Source organism: Arthrobacter sp. ov118 (assembly GCF_900116495.1).
GTDB lineage: Bacteria > Actinomycetota > Actinomycetes > Actinomycetales > Micrococcaceae > Arthrobacter.
This window is the reverse complement of sequence record NZ_FPAY01000007.1, coordinates 42,734-59,849: the sequence shown is the minus strand read 5'-3', so window position 1 is coordinate 59,849 and position 17,116 is coordinate 42,734. Positions and strand designations below refer to the sequence as shown.

At 66.1% G+C, this 17,116-nt stretch carries 15 protein-coding genes and 1 pseudogene; 6 read left to right on the top strand and 10 right to left on the bottom strand.

Annotated elements, in window-relative coordinates; translation table 11 throughout:
• The first annotated feature begins 30 nt into the window (after window positions 1-30).
• Window positions 31-2,157: a S9 family peptidase gene (locus BM372_RS13655; protein WP_090956000.1), complete on the top strand. Its 2,127-nt coding sequence runs from the start codon at window positions 31-33 to the stop codon at window positions 2,155-2,157.
• Here the strand turns inward: BM372_RS13655 and BM372_RS13650 are convergent.
• Genes BM372_RS13650 through BM372_RS13630 form a run of 5 tightly spaced genes read right to left on the bottom strand, consistent with a single transcriptional unit; the run spans window position 2,118 to window position 7,100 of the window.
• Window positions 2,118-2,825, bottom strand: coding sequence for a peptide deformylase (locus BM372_RS13650; RefSeq protein ID WP_090955999.1), 708 nt, complete (start codon window positions 2,823-2,825; stop codon window positions 2,118-2,120). The genes BM372_RS13655 and BM372_RS13650 overlap by 40 nt on opposite strands.
• Window positions 2,826-2,834: 9 nt before the next feature.
• Window positions 2,835-3,878 carry a hypothetical protein gene (locus BM372_RS13645; RefSeq protein ID WP_256214254.1) on the bottom strand — a complete coding sequence of 348 codons (1,044 nt, stop codon included), beginning with the start codon at window positions 3,876-3,878 and terminating at the stop codon, window positions 2,835-2,837.
• Window positions 3,879-3,929: 51 nt separating this feature from the next.
• The gene (locus tag BM372_RS13640; RefSeq protein ID WP_090955998.1) at window positions 3,930-5,093 is read right to left on the bottom strand and encodes an FAD-dependent oxidoreductase; all 1,164 of its coding nucleotides are present in this window, start codon (window positions 5,091-5,093) and stop codon (window positions 3,930-3,932) included.
• On the bottom strand, window positions 5,086-5,832 hold the full coding sequence (locus BM372_RS13635) for a class I SAM-dependent methyltransferase (RefSeq protein WP_090955997.1): 747 nt from the start codon (window positions 5,830-5,832) through the stop codon (window positions 5,086-5,088). Before BM372_RS13635 ends, BM372_RS13640 begins: the two co-directional genes overlap by 8 nt.
• Before the next feature lie 26 nt (window positions 5,833-5,858).
• Window positions 5,859-7,100 (bottom strand): type III polyketide synthase, encoded by a 1,242-nt coding sequence (locus tag BM372_RS13630; RefSeq protein ID WP_090955996.1) that lies wholly within the window; start codon window positions 7,098-7,100, stop codon window positions 5,859-5,861.
• A gap of 151 nt (window positions 7,101-7,251) precedes the next feature.
• Here BM372_RS13630 and BM372_RS13625 point away from each other — a divergent pair, with 151 nt between their 5' ends.
• The 4 genes and pseudogenes from BM372_RS13625 to BM372_RS13610 all read left to right on the top strand — a co-directional run.
• Complete coding sequence (locus BM372_RS13625) at window positions 7,252-7,701, top strand: helix-turn-helix transcriptional regulator (RefSeq protein ID WP_090955995.1); 450 nt, start codon at window positions 7,252-7,254, stop codon at window positions 7,699-7,701.
• Window positions 7,698-8,117 carry a VOC family protein gene (locus BM372_RS13620; RefSeq protein ID WP_218160883.1) on the top strand — a complete coding sequence of 140 codons (420 nt, stop codon included), beginning with the start codon at window positions 7,698-7,700 and terminating at the stop codon, window positions 8,115-8,117. Before BM372_RS13625 ends, BM372_RS13620 begins: the two co-directional genes overlap by 4 nt.
• A 140-nt stretch (window positions 8,118-8,257) precedes the next feature.
• Entirely contained in the window at window positions 8,258-10,648 is a 2,391-nt protein-coding gene (locus tag BM372_RS13615) for an ATP-binding cassette domain-containing protein (RefSeq protein WP_090956153.1), read from the top strand.
• Between the two features lie 44 nt (window positions 10,649-10,692).
• Window positions 10,693-11,118: pseudogene (locus BM372_RS13610) on the top strand (HIT family protein); the annotation flags it as partial.
• A gap of 51 nt (window positions 11,119-11,169) precedes the next feature.
• On the opposite strand, the gene BM372_RS13605 reads toward BM372_RS13610, so the two are convergent.
• The 4 genes from BM372_RS13605 to BM372_RS13590 all read right to left on the bottom strand — a co-directional run bounded on the left by BM372_RS13605 (window position 11,170) and on the right by BM372_RS13590 (window position 15,129).
• Window positions 11,170-12,267 carry an ATP-binding protein gene (locus BM372_RS13605; RefSeq protein WP_090955993.1) on the bottom strand — a complete coding sequence of 366 codons (1,098 nt, stop codon included), beginning with the start codon at window positions 12,265-12,267 and terminating at the stop codon, window positions 11,170-11,172.
• Between the two features lie 94 nt (window positions 12,268-12,361).
• Window positions 12,362-12,967 carry a dihydrofolate reductase family protein gene (locus BM372_RS13600; protein WP_090955992.1) on the bottom strand — a complete coding sequence of 202 codons (606 nt, stop codon included), beginning with the start codon at window positions 12,965-12,967 and terminating at the stop codon, window positions 12,362-12,364.
• 100 nt (window positions 12,968-13,067) lie between these two features.
• Window positions 13,068-13,958 (bottom strand): RNA polymerase sigma-70 factor, encoded by an 891-nt coding sequence (locus tag BM372_RS13595; RefSeq protein ID WP_090955991.1) that lies wholly within the window; start codon window positions 13,956-13,958, stop codon window positions 13,068-13,070.
• A gap of 4 nt (window positions 13,959-13,962) precedes the next feature.
• Window positions 13,963-15,129 (bottom strand): NAD(P)/FAD-dependent oxidoreductase, encoded by a 1,167-nt coding sequence (locus BM372_RS13590; protein WP_256214253.1) that lies wholly within the window; start codon window positions 15,127-15,129, stop codon window positions 13,963-13,965.
• Between the two features lie 492 nt (window positions 15,130-15,621).
• Here BM372_RS13590 and BM372_RS13585 point away from each other — a divergent pair, with 492 nt between their 5' ends.
• Window positions 15,622-16,119 carry a hypothetical protein gene (locus tag BM372_RS13585; RefSeq protein WP_177236011.1) on the top strand — a complete coding sequence of 166 codons (498 nt, stop codon included), beginning with the start codon at window positions 15,622-15,624 and terminating at the stop codon, window positions 16,117-16,119.
• Window positions 16,120-16,938: 819 nt separating this feature from the next.
• Here the strand turns inward: BM372_RS13585 and BM372_RS20500 are convergent.
• On the bottom strand, window positions 16,939-17,112 hold the full coding sequence (locus BM372_RS20500; RefSeq protein ID WP_143111486.1) for a DUF4386 family protein: 174 nt from the start codon (window positions 17,110-17,112) through the stop codon (window positions 16,939-16,941).
• Window positions 17,113-17,116 lie beyond the last annotated feature (4 nt).

Here is a 17,116-nt window from a genome sequence, read left to right as displayed (position 1 = left end):
GGCTGCGCCCCGCGGGTTAGGCTCGCAATCGTGAAATCCGAACATCTCCCGCTGCTTAATTCCGTCTCCGCCCCGGCTGTGCACCACGACGGCACGCGCGCCGTCGTCTCGGTGATTCACCCCGACTTCGACGCCGATGCCTACGTGGGCCAATTGTGGACCGTCCCGCTGGACCAAGGACAACCTAGTCCCGCCAACCCCGATTCGCACCAGCGGCCCCGCCGCCTGACCCGCGGCTTCCGTGACACGTCGCCGTATTTTTCGCCGGACGGCCGGGCTCTCGCCTTCCTCCGGGCGGCCCCCGGAGGGAAGCCGCAGCTCTACGTGGTGGAAGCTGCTGGCGGTGAACCGCAGCCCCTCACGGCAGCACCGCTGGGAGTCGCTTCCTTTGCCTGGTCACCGGATTCGGGAAGCATTGTCTTTAGCGCCAGGACCCCGGAGGAGGGCGGGTACGGCAGTGTTGACGGCATCGGTGCCGGCAGCGAGGACGCCCGGTTGATCACCGACTTCAAATACCGGATGAACGGTGTGGGCTACACCGCCGACAAGCCGTTGCAGCTGTTCATCGTCGAGATTCCCCCGCTGGACGCCGAACCGAAGGTTGCCCCCACCGGACGCGCCTTGAAGGCGCGGGCCGCGGCACCCGAAACTGCACGCAGTAGCGCAGCGTCCGATTCAGCAGCATCCGATTCAGCAGCGTCCGATTCAGGGGTGGCCGACGTCGGCCTGCTGCCGGCCGCCAGGCAGCTGACCACCGCGGCATCCGACCACGACGGCGCCAGCTTCAGCGCCGACGGCGGCACCATCTACTTCACCGCCGCCCTCCACGAAGGGCGCGACAGCGACCTCGTCAGCGGCATTTACTCCATCCCTGCCGCCGGAGGGCAGCCGCAGCCCGTCATTCCGGCGAACACCGGTCGGCAAACCGTGAGCGCCGTACGCCAGTCCGCGGACGGGCAGTGGCTGTTCTTCCTGGCCCAGGAGCTGGGCGAGTCCGGCCAGGACTTTGTCGCGAGGAACACCGCGCTGTTTGCCATGCCGGCCGCCGGGGGAGACGCCACGGCGCTCAGCGACGTCGAAACGCTGGACCTGTCCGGGAGCGACCGGATCGAACTGCGCGGGGGCGCGGGCGCCTTGGTTCTGAATAATGCCCGGGGGACCGTGGAGCTGCACGAATTCGGCGCAGCAGGCGGTCATACCGTGCTCCTGGACGGCAACCGGGTGGTGACCGGCGCCGCGGAGGGCGGAGGGCGGCTCGTGGTGTGTTTCAGCGACTTCTCGACGGCCGGCGACGTGGGAGTGCTGGACCGCGGTCAGCTCCGCCGCCTGACGGATTTCTCCGCACCCCTGCGCACCATTGCGAGCATCAGCGAGCCGCAGGAACTGACTCTGCCCTCGGCCGACGGTTACCCCGTTCACGGCTGGCTCGTCAAGCCCGCTGGCCCCGGACCGCACCCGATGCTGCTGAACATCCACGGCGGCCCGTTCGCCCAGTTCAGCGCGGCGTTGTTTGACGAAGCGCAGGTTTACGCCGGGGCCGGTTACGCCGTGCTCATGTGCAATCCGCGGGGCTCGGCAGGTTACGGCCAGAGCCACGGCCGGTCCATCAAGGAGCGGATGGGCACCGTAGACATGCAGGACGTCCTGGCCTTTCTGGACGGGGCCGGGGAGAAATTCGACGACCTGGACGCTGAAAACGTCGGCATCATGGGCGGATCCTACGGCGGCTACCTGACCGCGTGGACCATCAGCCACGACCATCGCTTCCGGGCAGCCATCGTGGAGCGCGGTTTCCTGGATCCTGTGAGCTTCACGGGTTCCTCCGACATCGGTTGGTTCTTCGGCGGCGAATACACGGGCCCTACTGCCGAGCAGATGGCGGCCCAGAGTCCCATGGCGCGGGTGGACAAGGTGCGGACTCCCTCCCTGGTAATCCACAGCGAAGAGGACCTGCGGTGTCCTGTGGAGCAGGGCCAGCGCTACTTCACCGCCCTCAAGCAGTTGGGCATCGAGACAGGTTTGCTCGTCTTCCCAGGCGAGAACCACGAGCTCTCCCGCTCGGGCACCCCGCATCACCGCAAGCAGCGGTTCGACGAAATCCTGAAGTGGTGGGCCCGCTACTTGCCGACGGACGGGAATCCGGCGCCGCTGCCGTAGTCTTCCGCCGGGTCCGGCAGGAACCCCAGTTCCTGCCGGGCGCGGTCGATATCCGGCTGCGACCAACGGGCGGCGTATTCGGCATTGCAACTGAGGGAGCGCAATTCGGCCCGGTCGAGATACAGGACCCCATGCACGTGGTCGGACTCATGCTGGACAATCCGGGCCTGCCAGCCGGAGAAGGACCGTTCGAGTTGCGTGCCGTCCAGCGTCGTATAGTCGAGCCGGACCGACTCGGGCCGCAACACCGCGGCCTGCAGGCCTCCGATGGAGAGGCAGCCTTCGTAAAACGCCGCGGTGGCCGTGCCGAGGGGCTGATAGCGCGGGTTCAGCATGGCGAAGAACGGCAGCGGTTCGCGCCCGCGCACGGCAGCTACCTCGGGGTCGACCTCGAACTGGTCCTCGAGGACGGCGAGCTGGAGCGGAATCCCCAGCTGCGGTGCTGCCAGTCCGACGCCCGGGGCTTTGTGCATCACGCTGCGCATCAGGTCGATGAGGTGACCGAGTTCGGCATCGCTCAACTGGCCATCGTAGGGCGCTGCCACATGGCGCAGGACCGGATGCCCGGCCTGGATAATCGGCGGAAGAACACCCGCGCCTAGAATCTGCTGGACCGTCTCGACAATCCGGGCGACGCTGTAGTCGGTGGGGATGGCGTCAAAGGACATGTCCCCAGACTACTGGCGGGCGCACGCCGTTGTAACAAAATCGTAGATCCGGCCTCGCAGCGTGCCGCCGGCGTCGATCTTCAGCACACCGCTCCGGCCCGCCACCCTGATTTGCAGTGGAAGCAGCGTGCCCACCTTGTCCTCCGCCACGGCGTGGGGGTCGCAGCGGGCGGGCCGGATCGCCATCCGCAGTTCCGTTGGGGAGCCGCCCGCGCGGATTGTCAGCGCCCGGGGCCACGGCGCACCCGGGGCCTCCGCCAGCAGTGTGGTTTCCTGAACCCGGTCGATGACCAGCTCGTCTGTCCTGCCGCCGGCGGCACCTGCTGTTCCTGCATCTGTTGCCGCTGCATCTGTTGCCCCTGCATCAGTTGTCCGGCCATCTGCCCTTGGGGCAGCGCGGGGTGTGATCATCAGACGCACGACGGCGGTCCGCCCGTCGGCGGCGGCTTCCAGTTCCGGAGCCAGTCTGATCGTGGCCACGGCCGAGGCCGCCCGGGCCAGACACATTTCGCCGTTGTTCCGGGCAAGGACGCCGAAGGGATCTGCAGCCGGTGCTGTGGTGGCCCCGCTAGTGTCCGGCACCGTCATCCCGGGCACCGCCACCCGGACGGATACAACGGCCGGTGCTTGGTCCCCGCCGGGGCCGGCTGGCGGCGTGCTTTGGCGCGGACTGCCGCATTCCGGCGCGGGCAACTGTGCCGCCAGGCTCTTCGTTTGTCCGGCCGGAAGTTCGATCCCGGCCGCGCGCCCCGGCCAGGTGATGGGCGCGGCAAAGAGCGGAGTGGTCAGTTCCGCACCGACGACGGTCAGTGCACTGCCAGTGGTGTTCGTCAGCTGGATTTCGATGATCTGCTTGCTGTAGTTGTCACGGAACTGGTTGATTTCAGCAACCACGGGTCCGGGGGCGGCGGTGGCACTCGCCGTGGGGCTGGTCTTCCCGCCGGCGTCGCCCGCGCTGCAGGAAACAGCAGCGCCGAGTACAGCCACGACAGCCAGCGCGCCCAAGGCACGCACCATAAGGCGGTGGCGGTGCGTCACGGGGAGGCCGTCCATGCGCACAGTCTATTACCGGTGCGGACTACTGCGGCTGGGCGGCCAGGATCTTCAGTGCATCGTGAACCGGCGGGCGATCCAGGCATTCACCGCCGGAACCGCGGCCACGCCACCGATGGCCTGGTTGCGCACCGCGAGGAGGCTGTCCGCGAGGGGCCGGCCCAGGGCCATGTTGATTTCCGCCTGCCGTACCGCCTTGACCGCCGCCCTCATCCGGTCCCGTTCAAAAGTCCGCAAACGAGCCGCGACATCCTGGCCGCGCACAGCCGCCGTCACGATCGGTGCCAGTGCCGCGGCATCCAGCAAGCCCAGGTTCATGCCCTGTCCGCCGATCGGACTAACCTCGTGGGCCGCATCGCCGATCAGCGCCGTCCGGCCGGCCACCATCCGGCGGGCCAGGCGCGTCCGCACACCGAAGCTGCTGAGCATGCTGTTGGACCCCGGGTCGATCTCCAGTCCCGTCCGCGCCCGCACGCAATCCATCAGCCACAGGGCGTCGCCTCCCTGGCGGACGGCAGCGAGCTCGTCGCGGCCCAGCCGGGCCACCCAGCGGCGCCGTTTGCCCGGGAGGGGGAATGATTCCACGATGCCCGCGCCGGCCAGGAACAGCGCGGCGTCCGGACCAAACCCGGTGGCGTCCGCGAAGTCACCCATGAAATAGCTGTCCGGGTAATCCTTTGCGCGCAAAGGAACGCCCCGCTGTGCCCGCGCGGCCGACCGCACGCCGTCGGCGGCTATGACCAGCGGCGCGGCATAGTGCAGTTCACCGCGCTGCGGTTCTCCGCCCGGCGATGCGGCCTCTGCCGTGAGACATCCGCCGTCGTCGGAGATCCGGGTGACCCGGACGCCGCGGTGCACGGCGCCGGCGTCGAGCTCATTGACCCGCCGTTCCAGCATCGCCGCGGTGCGCCCCTGGGGCAAGGAAAGGACGAATGGAAAGCGGTCCGAGACCCCGGCGAAGGACATCTCGGCAAGAGTCTTCCCGCCGGCCAGGGCGACTCCCCGGCGGATCTGAACGCCCTCCGCAACCACGGCCTCCGCAACCCCCGTCCGGGCAAGGGCGGCAAGGGCCGGCGGGTGGATGCCGATGGCACGCGAATGCGCTTCGGGAACGGTCCGCTGCTCGAGGACCTGCACTTCCACGCCGTCCTGCAGCAGCAGCGCAGCCATGAACAGCCCCACCGGGCCGGCGCCGATGATCAGCACATCAGCCACTGGCAGCGGCCCCTCTGGGGTAGTCGCCCCCGGTGTCGAGCAGCAGCAGGTTCCGGAAGGGGGCGTGGCGGGCCACCGTCCAGCCCGCGGGAGCGGCCGCGGCCAGCTCCGCCGCAGTGTAGCTGCGCCGGACCGAGGTCAGCCCGTCCTCCCGGATGTAGGAGCCGGTGAACACCCAAGACGAGGCAAAGAAGAGCACGTAGGCGGCGGCACTGCGGCGGATGTCGTTGTGCACCACCGTTCCGCGGGACAGCAGGGCCGACTCGGCCAGGAACGGTCCCAGCCCGTCGAGATGGTGCAGCACGTGGTTGGACACCACGAGGTCGTAGCGGCGGCCCTCCTCGACCAGCTCCGCGGCAGTTGCCTGCCGGAACGTGACGCCGGAAGATGCGTGGCGGCCCCTGGCGAACAGGCTGGCCCGTGGATCCGGATCAATGGCGGTGACCTCGAGGCGCAGTCCGTCCCGGGCAGCCCACCTGGCCAGCAGCACCGGCACATCGCCCCCGCCGCACCCGATGTCCAGCAGCGAAGTGGGGGAGTCGGGGGACAGCCGCGGCCGGATGATGCTCCGGTAGATGCCGCGCCAGCCGGCGACCGCCCGGTTGACGAGCGCAAACTGGGCATACGTGCGCTCCAGCCGCCCGGGATCGCAGCCGGGCAAGTCCATTTCCTCGACGGCGTCTGCTGCGCGGTCCCGCAGAAGGGCCGCCTGAAGCTGCGCCGAACTGAACGGGCCCATGCCTAGCGGTTTCAGTGTGGCCGCCGTCAGGCCCGCACCGGGACGGGTTGCGCCGATTCCGCCGCGGCCGTTCCGGCCTCTTCCGCCACGGCGGGCTTCGGGGCCCGCAGCCGGGTGAAGAGCGCCGTTTCCACTGTGAGGCCCGGGCCGAAGGCCATCGAGCAGATCCGTTCGCTGCCGGGGGCGCCGGCACGGTCGCCGGTGCTGTCCCCGCCGTCGTCCGCCGGCGGCAGGTCCAGGATGTGCTTGATGACGAACAGGACGGTGGCGCTGCTCATGTTGCCGTAGTTGCGGAGGGTCTCGCGGGCAGGGACCAGCTGTTCATCGCTGAGGTCCAGCCGGGACTGGACCTTGTCCAGGATGCTCCGGCCGCCCGGATGGATGGCCCAGTGCTGGATATCCCGGTAGGGAAGCCCGTGCAGCGAGGTGTCGCGGGAGAGGAGCGGTTCGAGGGCGCCGATGATGTGATCGTCGATGATGTGCGGAACATAGTTGCCCAGCACCATCTCGAAGCCTTCGTCGCCGATGTTCCAGGCCATGGATTCCTCGCCGACGGGCGTCAGGACGGTTTCAAAGTGATCCAGCTGCAGCAGGGCGGGTTCCCCCGGTAGGTCCCGGGCGGTGATGACGGCCGCCGCGGCGCCGTCGGCAAACAAAGCCGATCCCATGATGGTGTCCGGATCGTTGGAGGTCCGGACGTGGAGGGAACAGAGTTCGGCGCAGACCACCAGCACCACCGCTTCGGGATCCGCCTCGCAAAAAGATTTGGCGGCTCGCAGCGCCGGGAAGGCGGCGTAGCAGCCCATGAAACCGAGGTGATACCGCTGCACGGCAGGATTCAGGCCGAGAGCCCGCACGATCTTGTAGTCCGGGCCGGGATTGAAAAATCCGGTGCAGGACACGGTGACCAGATGGGTGACGTCCATCAGGTTCACGGCCGGACACGCGTCCAGGGCCTTTTGGGCGGCCTCAATGAAGAGCTTGGTGGCTTCCGTGGCGAAGATGTCGTTCCGGACCTTGGTGCTCGGGCTGAGCAGCAGGCCGGTCGCCGGGTCGAAGAACTGGGGATTTTCCGCGCGGCTGTCTGTGGTGAGTTCTTCGACGGCGGTATGGCGGGTGTCGATCGCCGCGGAGTCAAAGCAGGTGTTGACGAGCCGGGATCCGAGCCGTGTGAGGCCCGGCTGGGCCGCGAACACGGACCTGGCTTCGGGCTGGATCAGGATGGTTGGCGGGACTGCTGTTTCCAAGGACCTCAGGTAGACCGTCATGGTTCATTCTCAGCGAGCCCGCCGTCAAAGACAATGGCATCCAAAGGACAGACGTCTAAAAGACCATGACGTGGACGGTCATTCATGGGCGGCTGCGGACGCTGGCCATCTGAGCTAGACAACGCTGCCGTGCCGTAGCAACATCTCACTTGTGAGCACCAGAGCACCCTCGGCGGAACGCCTGCGCGATCTCGCGCTGTTCCGCCGCGTCCGCGACCGGATCGACAGGGAGTACGCGCAGCCCCTGGACGTCGAGGCGCTCGCACGCGGCGCGCACATGTCGGCCGGGCATCTCAGCCGGGAATTCCGCATCGCCTACGGCGAGGCGCCCTACAGCTACCTGATGACACGGCGCATCGAACGCGCGATGGCGCTGCTGCGACGCGGTGACCTCAGCGTCACCGAAGTCTGCTTCGCGGTTGGCTGCTCGTCGCTGGGCACGTTCAGCAGCCGGTTCAGCGAGCTGGTCGGCGTGCCGCCCAGCGTGTACCGGCGCCAGGCGGCCCGCACGACGTCGGGGATGCCATCATGCGTGGCGAAACAGGTCACCAGACCGGTCAGGAATCGAGAAGTGCCGGCCCGGGAGCCGCAGCTAGCATGAGTCCCATGGACATCAACATTCACGCGAGCTTCCTCCCACACAATGACCCGGACGCTGCCTTGGCGTTCTACCGTGACACTCTCGGCTTCGAGGTCCGCAACGACGTCGGATACGGCGGGATGCGCTGGATCACGGTCGGCCCTGCAGACCAGCCCGGCACCTCCATCGTGCTGGAGCCGGCGGCCGCCGACCCCGGCATAACCGACGACGAGCGCCGCACCATCGCCGAGATGATGGCCAAGGGCACCTACGCCCGGGTCCTCCTGGCCACCAAGGACGTCGATGGCACCTTCGACCGGCTGCAGGCCAGGGGCGCCGAGGTCGTCCAGGAACCGATGGACCAGCCGTACGGGGTGCGCGACTGCGCCTTCCGCGATCCCGCCGGCAACCTGATCCGCATCCAGGCACCCAGTTAAGCCGTGCGCCGGTGGGGCAAGGCCGGACGTGGGCTCAAATCTGGGTGGTCCCGAGGCTGGTTGGATCCGGAACTGGTTAGATGGAACAAAGTGACGCTGACGGAGACCGCAACGCGGCCCGCGAAACAGATGGAGAAACCATGAGCATGGCCACGACGGCGGACACGGAAGCGGCTGCGCACCACGTTGCGGACACCCACGATTTGATCCGCGTGCAGGGCGCACGCGAGAACAACCTCAAGGACGTCAGCATCGAGATCCCCAAGCGGCGGCTGACGGTGTTCACCGGCGTCTCAGGCTCGGGCAAGAGCTCACTGGTGTTCGGCACCATCGCCGCGGAATCGCAGCGCATGATCAACGAGACTTACAGCGCCTTCGTGCAGGGCTTCATGCCCAACCTGTCGCGGCCCGAGGTGGACCACCTCGAGGGGCTGACGACGGCGATCATCGTCGACCAGGAGCGGATGGGCGCCAACCCCAGGTCCACGGTCGGCACCGCCACCGACGCAAACGCCATGCTCCGGATCCTCTTCAGCCGGCTGGGGTCCCCGCACGTGGGGCCACCCACTGCTTTCTCCTTCAACGTTCCGACGCGCAAGGCCAGCGGGGTGATGAGCACCGAGAAAGCCGGCAGGGTCGAGAAGAGCGTAGTGCACGGTGCGGTCTACTTGGGCGGCATGTGTCCGCGTTGCGAGGGCATGGGCTCGGTCTCGGATTTCGACCTCACCGCGCTGTATGACGAGACCAAGTCACTGGCCGAGGGTGCGCTGACGATTCCCGGCTACAGCATGGACGGCTGGTACGGCCGCATCTTCAGCGGCGCGGGCTTCGACATGGACAAGCCGATTGCGAAGTTCACCAAGAGGGAAATGAACGACCTCCTCTACAAGGAACCGACGAAGATCAAGGTGGAGGGCATCAACCTCACCTACGAGGGGCTGATCCCGAAGATCCAGAAATCCATACTCTCCAAGGACGTCGACGCGATGCAGCCGCACATCCGGGCGTTCGTGGAGCGGGCCATCACGTTCCAGGCCTGCCCCGAGTGCGACGGCACCCGGCTCAGCCCCGAGGCCAGATCATCGAAAATCCAGGGCAAGAACATCGCCGACCTGTGCGAGATGCAGATCAGCGACCTCGCCGCGTGGGTCCGCGGGCTCAACGAGCCATCGGTCGCGCCGCTCCTGAAAGGCTTGCAGCACCTGCTCGACTCGTTCGCCGAAATCGGGCTGGGCTATCTCTCGCTGGACCGTCCTGCGGGGACCCTGTCCGGGGGAGAGGCGCAGCGCACCAAGATGATCCGGCACCTGGGCTCGTCCCTCACGGACATCACCTACGTCTTTGACGAACCGACCATCGGGCTTCACCCGCATGACATCGAGCGGATGAACCAGCTGCTGCTGCAGCTGCGCGACAAAGGCAACACCGTGCTCGTCGTCGAGCACAAGCCGGAGACCATCGCCATCGCTGACCACGTGGTTGACCTTGGGCCGGGCGCCGGCACGGAGGGTGGCAGCGTCTGCTTCGAGGGAAGCGTGGAGGGGCTGCGCGGGAGCGCCACCATCACCGGCCGCCACCTCGACGACCGGGCCACCGTGAAGCAGTCAGTGCGTACACCGTCCGGCACGCTCGGCGTGCGGGGGGCCTCGACGCACAACCTCAAGGGCGTCGACGTCGACGTTCCCCTCGGCGTACTTTGTGTGGTCACCGGTGTCGCCGGTTCGGGCAAGAGCTCGCTGATTCACGGCTCGGTGGCCGGCCGTGACGGTGTCGTGGTGATCGACCAGGGCGCCATCAAGGGGTCGCGGCGTAGCAACCCCGCGACGTACACGGGCCTTCTCGAGCCGATCCGCAAGGCGTTCGCGAAGGCCAACGGGGTGAAGCCGGCGCTGTTCAGCTCCAACTCCGAAGGCGCCTGCCCCACGTGCAACGGCGCGGGCGTCATCTTCACCGAACTGGGCGTCATGGCCACCGTCGAATCCACCTGCGAGGACTGCGAGGGCAAGAGGTTCCAGGCGTCGGTGCTGGAGTACACGCTGAACGGCCGGAACATCGCCGAAGTGCTGGCCATGTCCATGACGGAGGCCGAGGCGTTCTTTAGCGAAGGGGAGGCCCGCACACCGGCGGCCCACAAAATCCTCGACCGGCTCGTGGACGTCGGGCTTGGCTACCTCACGCTGGGCCAGCCGCTCACCACCCTGTCCGGCGGGGAGCGGCAGCGCGTCAAGCTGGCCACGCAGATGGCGGAAAAGGGTGAGGTCTACGTCCTCGACGAACCCACCACCGGCCTGCACCTCGCCGACGTCCAAAACCTGGTGGGCCTCCTCGACCGGCTCGTCGACTCCGGCAAGTCGGTCATCGTCATCGAACACCACCAGGCGGTCATGGCGCACGCGGACTGGATCATCGACCTCGGCCCCGGCGCCGGGCACGACGGCGGCCGCATCGTTTTCGAGGGAACTCCCGCAGACCTCGTCGCCGGCCGCTCCACGCTCACCGGCGAGCACCTGGCTGCCTATGTGGGAGCCTGATGGCGGCATCGGTTCAAAGGCACGCATGAGAGCGGAAGGAGGCGTACATGGGGCATTGTGATTTCTGCGCGATCGTTGAGGGCACCGAAAAGGCGCACATTGTGTACCGCAGTGAGGACGCCATTGCGTTCTTCCCGCGCAAGCCCGTCGGTCGCGGGCACACCTTGGTGGTCCCCGTCACCCACATCGCCAATTTCCTGGCCGCCCCCGACTCGGCTGCCTCCCGACTGGCGGCCTCCTGCCGGACAGTCGGTGCCGCCCTTCAGGACGCCCTGCGGCCCGAAGGAATGAACCTGATCACCTCTGCCGGAGAAGCAGCCACCCAATCGGTCTTCCACCTCCACTACCACCTCGTCCCGCGATGGAAGGGCGACCGGATGGGGGACTTCTGGCCCGGCGGTGAGGACGCTTCCGATGACGCCCAGGAGGCGCTGGCCACCCGGATCCGCGAAGAACTCGCCCGTCCCTGACGCGTTCCCGGACGCCCGCCCTCCAAATCGGCCGCCCTCCCTCCGGCTCGACTAGGTCCCGGTTTGGGCCCTCAGGTGCTGACGCAGGCCGGGAATGGCGAAGTCGACCTTGCCGTGGCCTGCTGCTTCGATGAGGCCCGCCGCCAGGAGGCGGGAGCGGTAGTTGGCGACGAGGTTGGTCTTGGCCTTGATGCGCCGGCCGATATCCGCCGCGGTGGAGGGTTCGTCGTCGTCGGCCATGGCGCGCAAGAAGTCCATGTCTCGGGGGGAGGCTACGGAAAGAGCTGCTTCGATCACGGTCCGTGCGTGGCGGCGGTGCGCTGCCCGGATGGCGAGATCGACTTCATTGGCTGTAAGCGCACGGTCGTTGTTTTCGGCTTCGCGCCAAAGGAAGTACCCCACGAGTTGGATCAGGAACGGGTAACCGCCGGTGGCCTCGGCGGCGTAGCGGACGAGTCCGGGGGAGACGGACACGCCTGCCTGGCCGAAGGTGGCGGTGTAGGAGTCTTCGACTTCCCGGACGGCTGCAGCGTGAAGGTCGATCTTGTCCGCCCGCCGGAGGAAGGTCGCAACCCCCTCATTGAGTAAGTCCGACACGGCGGCCGGCAGGCCGGCAAAGACCAGGCCGATGGGGAGCCCGTCCTGGATGAAGTGCTGGACGCTAGCGGCCAGTTGCGCGATTTCATTGCGGTCTGCCGCATGGATCTCGTCAACAGTGATGATTAAGCCTGATTTGCGTTCGTCGAGGAGGCGCAGGAGTTCGACGCCGAGGGTCCGCCAGGCGACCTGACGCTCGGGTGGGAGCTGGGTGGTAATGCTGAAACCCGCTGCCGAGATCGCCGTGATGCGTCGGGACTGCGGACCGGTGCCTAGTTCTTCGGCGAGACCTCGCATGGACTCGCCGATGCGGCCCATGAAGCCTTCTGTGGCTGTTTCGGAAATGACCGCCCAGCCCTGCTCGCGGGCCGCGTCGTGGGCCGCCCCAAGCATGACGGTCTTACCGATGCCCCGGGCTCCCGTGAAGATCGTCAACAGTCCAGGAGCCCCGGAGCCGAGGCGCAACCCATACTCGAATTCGTCCAGCACTCCGCTTCGCCCGAGGATTTCCGGGGGAGTGGCACCAGCCGAAGGGCGGAATGGGTTGTCCAAGGAAGCTCCTGTGAGTCGGTGTGTGTCTTGTGAGTTTCTTGATCGACTCTACCGAGTTTTGTGAGCTTCAATGAGTTTTGTGAGCCTATCCCGCTCAGCCCGTGCGGGAGGGCCGGTAGGTGTTGACCAGGACTCCGGATGGCAGGGCGCGGGACTCGACCAGCGTGTGTTTGGTCAGCGCGAACCCGTCGGAGAACAGCTTTTTGCCGGCGCCGAGCACGAGCGGGTAGACACAGAGCCGATACTCGTCGACCAGGTCGTGCTCAGCCAGGGTCCTGATCAGTTGGGTGCTGCCCCACACCCGGATTTCGCCGCCTGGCTCCGCACGCAGCTTCTCCACCGCGGCCGGCACGTCGGGGCCAAGAAGCCGCGTGTTCTTCCAATTGACCTCGCTCAGCGTGCGCGACGCAACGTACTTGGGGATGCTGTTGTACCTTCTGGTCAGCTCCCCCTGCAGGCCCTCGGCGCTCTCGTCCCACACGCCCCAGGAGCCAGCAAAGATCTCGTACGTTTTGCGGCCGAGCAACAGCGCCTCAGTCCTGCCCTCCCATTCCGCAACGATCTCGCCGATCTCCGGGGCGTCGTACCAGTTCTGCCAGCCGCCGTACTCGAAGCCGTTTTCAGGGTCCTCCTCCGGGCCGCCGCCCGCCTGGACGACGCCGTCGAGGGTGATGAACGCCTGCACCACGATCGTGCTCATATCCGGTTCTCCTTGGTCTGGTCCGGGCCTTTCTCTTTTCTACGAGCAGTCTGGGACCGATTCGACAGGGCAACCGGCAAGGTGTCAAGGACGTTTCCATTCAGGCCCGCGGAAGCATCCTGCTGAGCTGGCGGGCTCTAGTGGCCTCACCGAGTTTGTCCGGATTTCTGACCAGGTAGAGACCGGTCACGTGTTCATTGTTGGATTCCACTATGACGACGAGGTCAACGACATCTCCGCTGTAGATGATGATCGCCGGCATCGCGTTCACTGCTGAGAGTGCGATGCGCATGTTGGGGACAGGAGTTTTGGAGATACCCACGAGGAATCGGGTGATGTTGTCTGCGCCGATCACGGGTTTCCGGGCTGCTGTGACTTTTCCGCCACCGTCTGAGAAGAGGACGGCCCCGGGAGCAAGGACGTCCATGAGTGCCTGGACGTCCCCGCCAAGGGTCGCTGAGATAAACCGGTCAGTGACCGCCTTCTGCCGTTGGGCGTCCACTTCGAAGCGCGGCTGCCGCGCGTGTACGTGCGCTTTTGCTCTGCTGGCAATCTGGCGGACTGCTGCGGGCGACTTGTCCGTGGCTTCCGCGATTTCGGCATAGGAAAAATCGAACACCTCGCGGAGGACGAACACGGCCCGCTCATCAGGGGAGAGGGTCTCAAGGACCACGAGCATGGCAATTGACAGTGAATCACTTAGTACAGCGTCCTCGGCAACATCAGGGACGGTCACCACCGGCTCCGGGAGCCAAGGGCCGATGTAGTCTTCCCGGCGCCGCTGCGCCGTGCGCAGCGAATTCAGTGCCTGGCGGGTCACGGTTTTGGCCAGATAGGCCCGCGGGTTTCCGACGGCGTCGGCATCCACTCCCGACCACCTCAGGTAGCTGTCTTGAACCACATCCTCGGCGTCTGTCACTGTTCCGGTGATTTCGTAGGCGATGGTGAAAAGCAGGGATCGGTGTTCCTCAAAGACGTTTGCGGCTCCCACGGTCTTACCGGGCTGCCGTCGGCAGCGGACCCTTGGCCCACTTGTACGAACCGCTGCGGCGAAGCTCGCCTCTGATCCAGCCCAGCGTCATTCGGCAGATCTGCTCCTTCGCCAGCCCGCCAAGGCGGCCTCGAACCACTAACGATCGTGGCCGGTCATCGGCAGTGACCGTCTGGATCAGCCCCGACTTGCGTCCAAGGCTGATGCATTTCAGCACGTACCCCGCCGAGAGAGGAGCAGGGGCCTGCTTTTGCAGGCGGGCGAGGATGCTGTCCGCAGCATGGGCGCCCAGCGGCAAGGCTGCCGCGCAGCTCATGCGCAGATGACCGGCTACCGAGTCCGGGATTCGAACAGCATCGCCCGCCCCGAAGATGTCAGCATATTGCGGACAGGACAATGATTCGTCGACCATGAGCCTGCCCTCCGCATCCGTCGGCAATCCGCTGTCACGAGCCAGGGCCGGCGCGCCGAACCCCGCGGCCCAGATCGTGCAGTCAGACGTCAGAGTGTCCCCGCCTGAAGTTCTTACGGACGAGCTGTCGCAGGCCTGCACATCGGTATTGTCCATCATTTCGACGCCGAGCGCCGAAAGCCGCTTCCGCACCGCGTGTCGGCCCGAGTGGGAAAGCGTGTCGGCAATGACCCCCCGCGAAACGAGGCGGACCTGCAACCCTGGATACCTTTCGGCAATTTCCGCTGAGAGCTCGATGCTGGTCAAGCCACCTCCGATGATGCTGACGCGTGCGCCCTCTTCCAGTTGGGACAGCCTGGCCCGTAAACGGCCTGCGGATTCTGCGTCCTGCAATCCATACGCCCCCACCGGTGCCTTGGCGGCCTGGGTACTGCCAACGGAGTAGAGCAAGGCGTCATAGCTGAGCGGTGCGCGGCCGCTGGAAAAGTACACCTGACGGTTTATTGGGTCGATTTTCAAAACAGAGTCCGCAATGACGTCCGCACGCTGATTCAAAACTGACCGCATCGGCACCGCCGCTGACGCCCTGCTCCCGGCGGCAACCTCGTGAAGGCGGATTCGTTCAAGGAAGTCGGCAACTGGATTGACGATGGTAACAGTGAGGGACTCGGGAAGTTGCTTACTCCCCGCGAGCCTGTTCGCCGCCATCACCCCGGCATACCCCGCCCCGATAATGACGACCCGAAAACGTGCTGACACTTCAACTCCCTTCGCTAAAACCCGTCCGTTGAACATAGGACACCGCCGAGCCCCGAATTGTGACACGGCGGGGGAGTTGACGCATCCGGTCGAGGTGATCGCGAAGGTGACGGAAGATACGGCAGCCGTAGCGCGCCATAGGGTGGCTGACTGGTCTGAAGCGTTCCGGACCGGCGGGGGAGAGCCAGTAATCAAGGAATCCCCGCCACCCGACCGAACTCCGGGAAGGCCGGAATCGTCCGGTACTGCGCGGGTTCGGACCAAGTCCGTATTCGCCTATTTCTCGATCTCGTAGCGCAAAGGTGCCGCGGGCGTCGTCGTGTCGTAGGTCCGGGTTGCTTGGGAGACGCATCTCAAGTACCAATCTGCAGACCGGATTCGCACAGGAAGGCGGGGACGCCGGGCGTTCTTGGGGGCCGCGTCCGGGAGGATCTGTTTCGACGGCGCCAGCCGCCGTAAGCTATGGGCATCCGTCACACCTAGGAGGCACCCATGCGCACGGCAACACCCCAGTCCCAGGCCGAACAGGTCCGCCATCTTGCAGATAATCTCGTGTCCCAGTTCACCAAGGGGAGGGAGTGGGCCACTCCCGAGGTCGAGGCGACATTGCAAAAAGTGGTCGCGGGGCTCGATGCCGGGATTGAATCTGCGTCCCCGAGGATCCAGGCCGGCCTGCGACGGCTCGCTGACGAACTCGCCGGCGGAGTGGAAACTCTGGCTCCCCGTGTTCACGAGGGCCGGAAGCGGGGTGCGCTGAAGTTTGTCCCGGCAGGTAGGGCCACCCGCGCGGCTAAGTCGAGGCGGACGGCGTCCGGAAAAGCATGGTTGATTGCCGGGGCGGTGGCCGTCGGGGTCACGGCGGCAGTCGCCGTCTGGTTCTCTTTTCGGCCGGCCGATGACAAACCGGCGCCGTTCGTGAAGGTGCAGCGGACCGGCGCGAACCCCGATGCGGACACCGCCCCAGCCGAAGTCCGACCTGAGGCAACATGATTCCGGGAGGCCCACGGCCGGCGAATGGGTCCCGCGGACTCTGCCCCGCGATGTTCGTGAGGCGCCTGCCTGTATCAGCATCCTGGTCCGCCGGCCCGCCGTGGAACAGCGACCCTGAGATACGGAACCGGTTGGCGTGGTGCCCGTTGCCCGGTTCCTAGGTGATGCCTAATTTCAGTCCGATGGCCATGACAGACAGTATGTCGGCTGAGTTTCACGGGTCGAGTTCGCCGCGGCGGCGTATCTTCCGGGCGGAATCTTCGCAGCTATGGTCACAGCCTTTCTGCTCATCCTTCAACGCAAACTACTTCGGCGGCCGGCACGAAAACCGCGGCGCGCCGTTAGGTGGGCGCGGGTGATCCCAAAGCCACGCCTGACTAACGACGACACCTCGTGAGCCGCTGTGAGGCGGGTTCTCACCTGCTTCCACGTGCCCTAGTAGAACGCCGATAATCGACATTATGTCAAGTAGAACTTTGATTATTGCATCTGTTGCGATATCGCCGACGACTCCGCCCCTCTCCCATGAAGGAACCGTTTCGCTCGGTCAAACACTCTGACCCGCGTAAATGCTTCGACGACGGGTGTTGTGAGGCATCCTGTGGGAGACATTCGGACGACCGCCTGCGAACAGTATTTCCGGGCGCATCCCTCGCAAGTCTGCTTTGACTCGAGTCCTGACGGCGGAACGCGGCCACGGACATATGACCGACTGGCTGGATCTCTTTCCGTCCGAATGTGGCACGCTCGTGTCTGAACTTGCGTTGAAGCGCCGGTTCAACCGCTACTGCGAAGACCGGGGCCACTCCCCCGGCTTGGTCATCGCTGATATGGCGGCCAGGCGGCGATGGCCATCCGAAACATCGGTTCGGAGGCGGAAATGTTTGCGACGGTGCTGGCTGTGTCATCGGGGGTGATGAGGTTTTCCAAGGCACCGAAGTTTGCCAGCGCGGACAGTACTGCCATGACCAGCAGGGCAATTCCGGCGCTCAAGCTC

Coding starts and splice junctions, on each gene's coding strand:
- BM372_RS13620 (WP_218160883.1), top strand. CDS start 7,698: ATGAGTCCCATGGACATCAACATTCACGCGAGCTTCCTCCCACACAAT.
- BM372_RS13585 (WP_177236011.1), top strand. CDS start 15,622: ATGCGCACGGCAACACCCCAGTCCCAGGCCGAACAGGTCCGCCATCTT.
- BM372_RS13650 (WP_090955999.1), bottom strand. CDS start 2,825: ATGTCCTTTGACGCCATCCCCACCGACTACAGCGTCGCCCGGATTGTC.
- BM372_RS13645 (WP_256214254.1), bottom strand. CDS start 3,878: ATGGACGGCCTCCCCGTGACGCACCGCCACCGCCTTATGGTGCGTGCC.
- BM372_RS13630 (WP_090955996.1), bottom strand. CDS start 7,100: ATGACGGTCTACCTGAGGTCCTTGGAAACAGCAGTCCCGCCAACCATC.
- BM372_RS13600 (WP_090955992.1), bottom strand. CDS start 12,967: ATGAGCACGATCGTGGTGCAGGCGTTCATCACCCTCGACGGCGTCGTC.
- BM372_RS13615 (WP_090956153.1), top strand. CDS start 8,258: ATGAGCATGGCCACGACGGCGGACACGGAAGCGGCTGCGCACCACGTT.
- BM372_RS13635 (WP_090955997.1), bottom strand. CDS start 5,832: ATGGGCCCGTTCAGTTCGGCGCAGCTTCAGGCGGCCCTTCTGCGGGAC.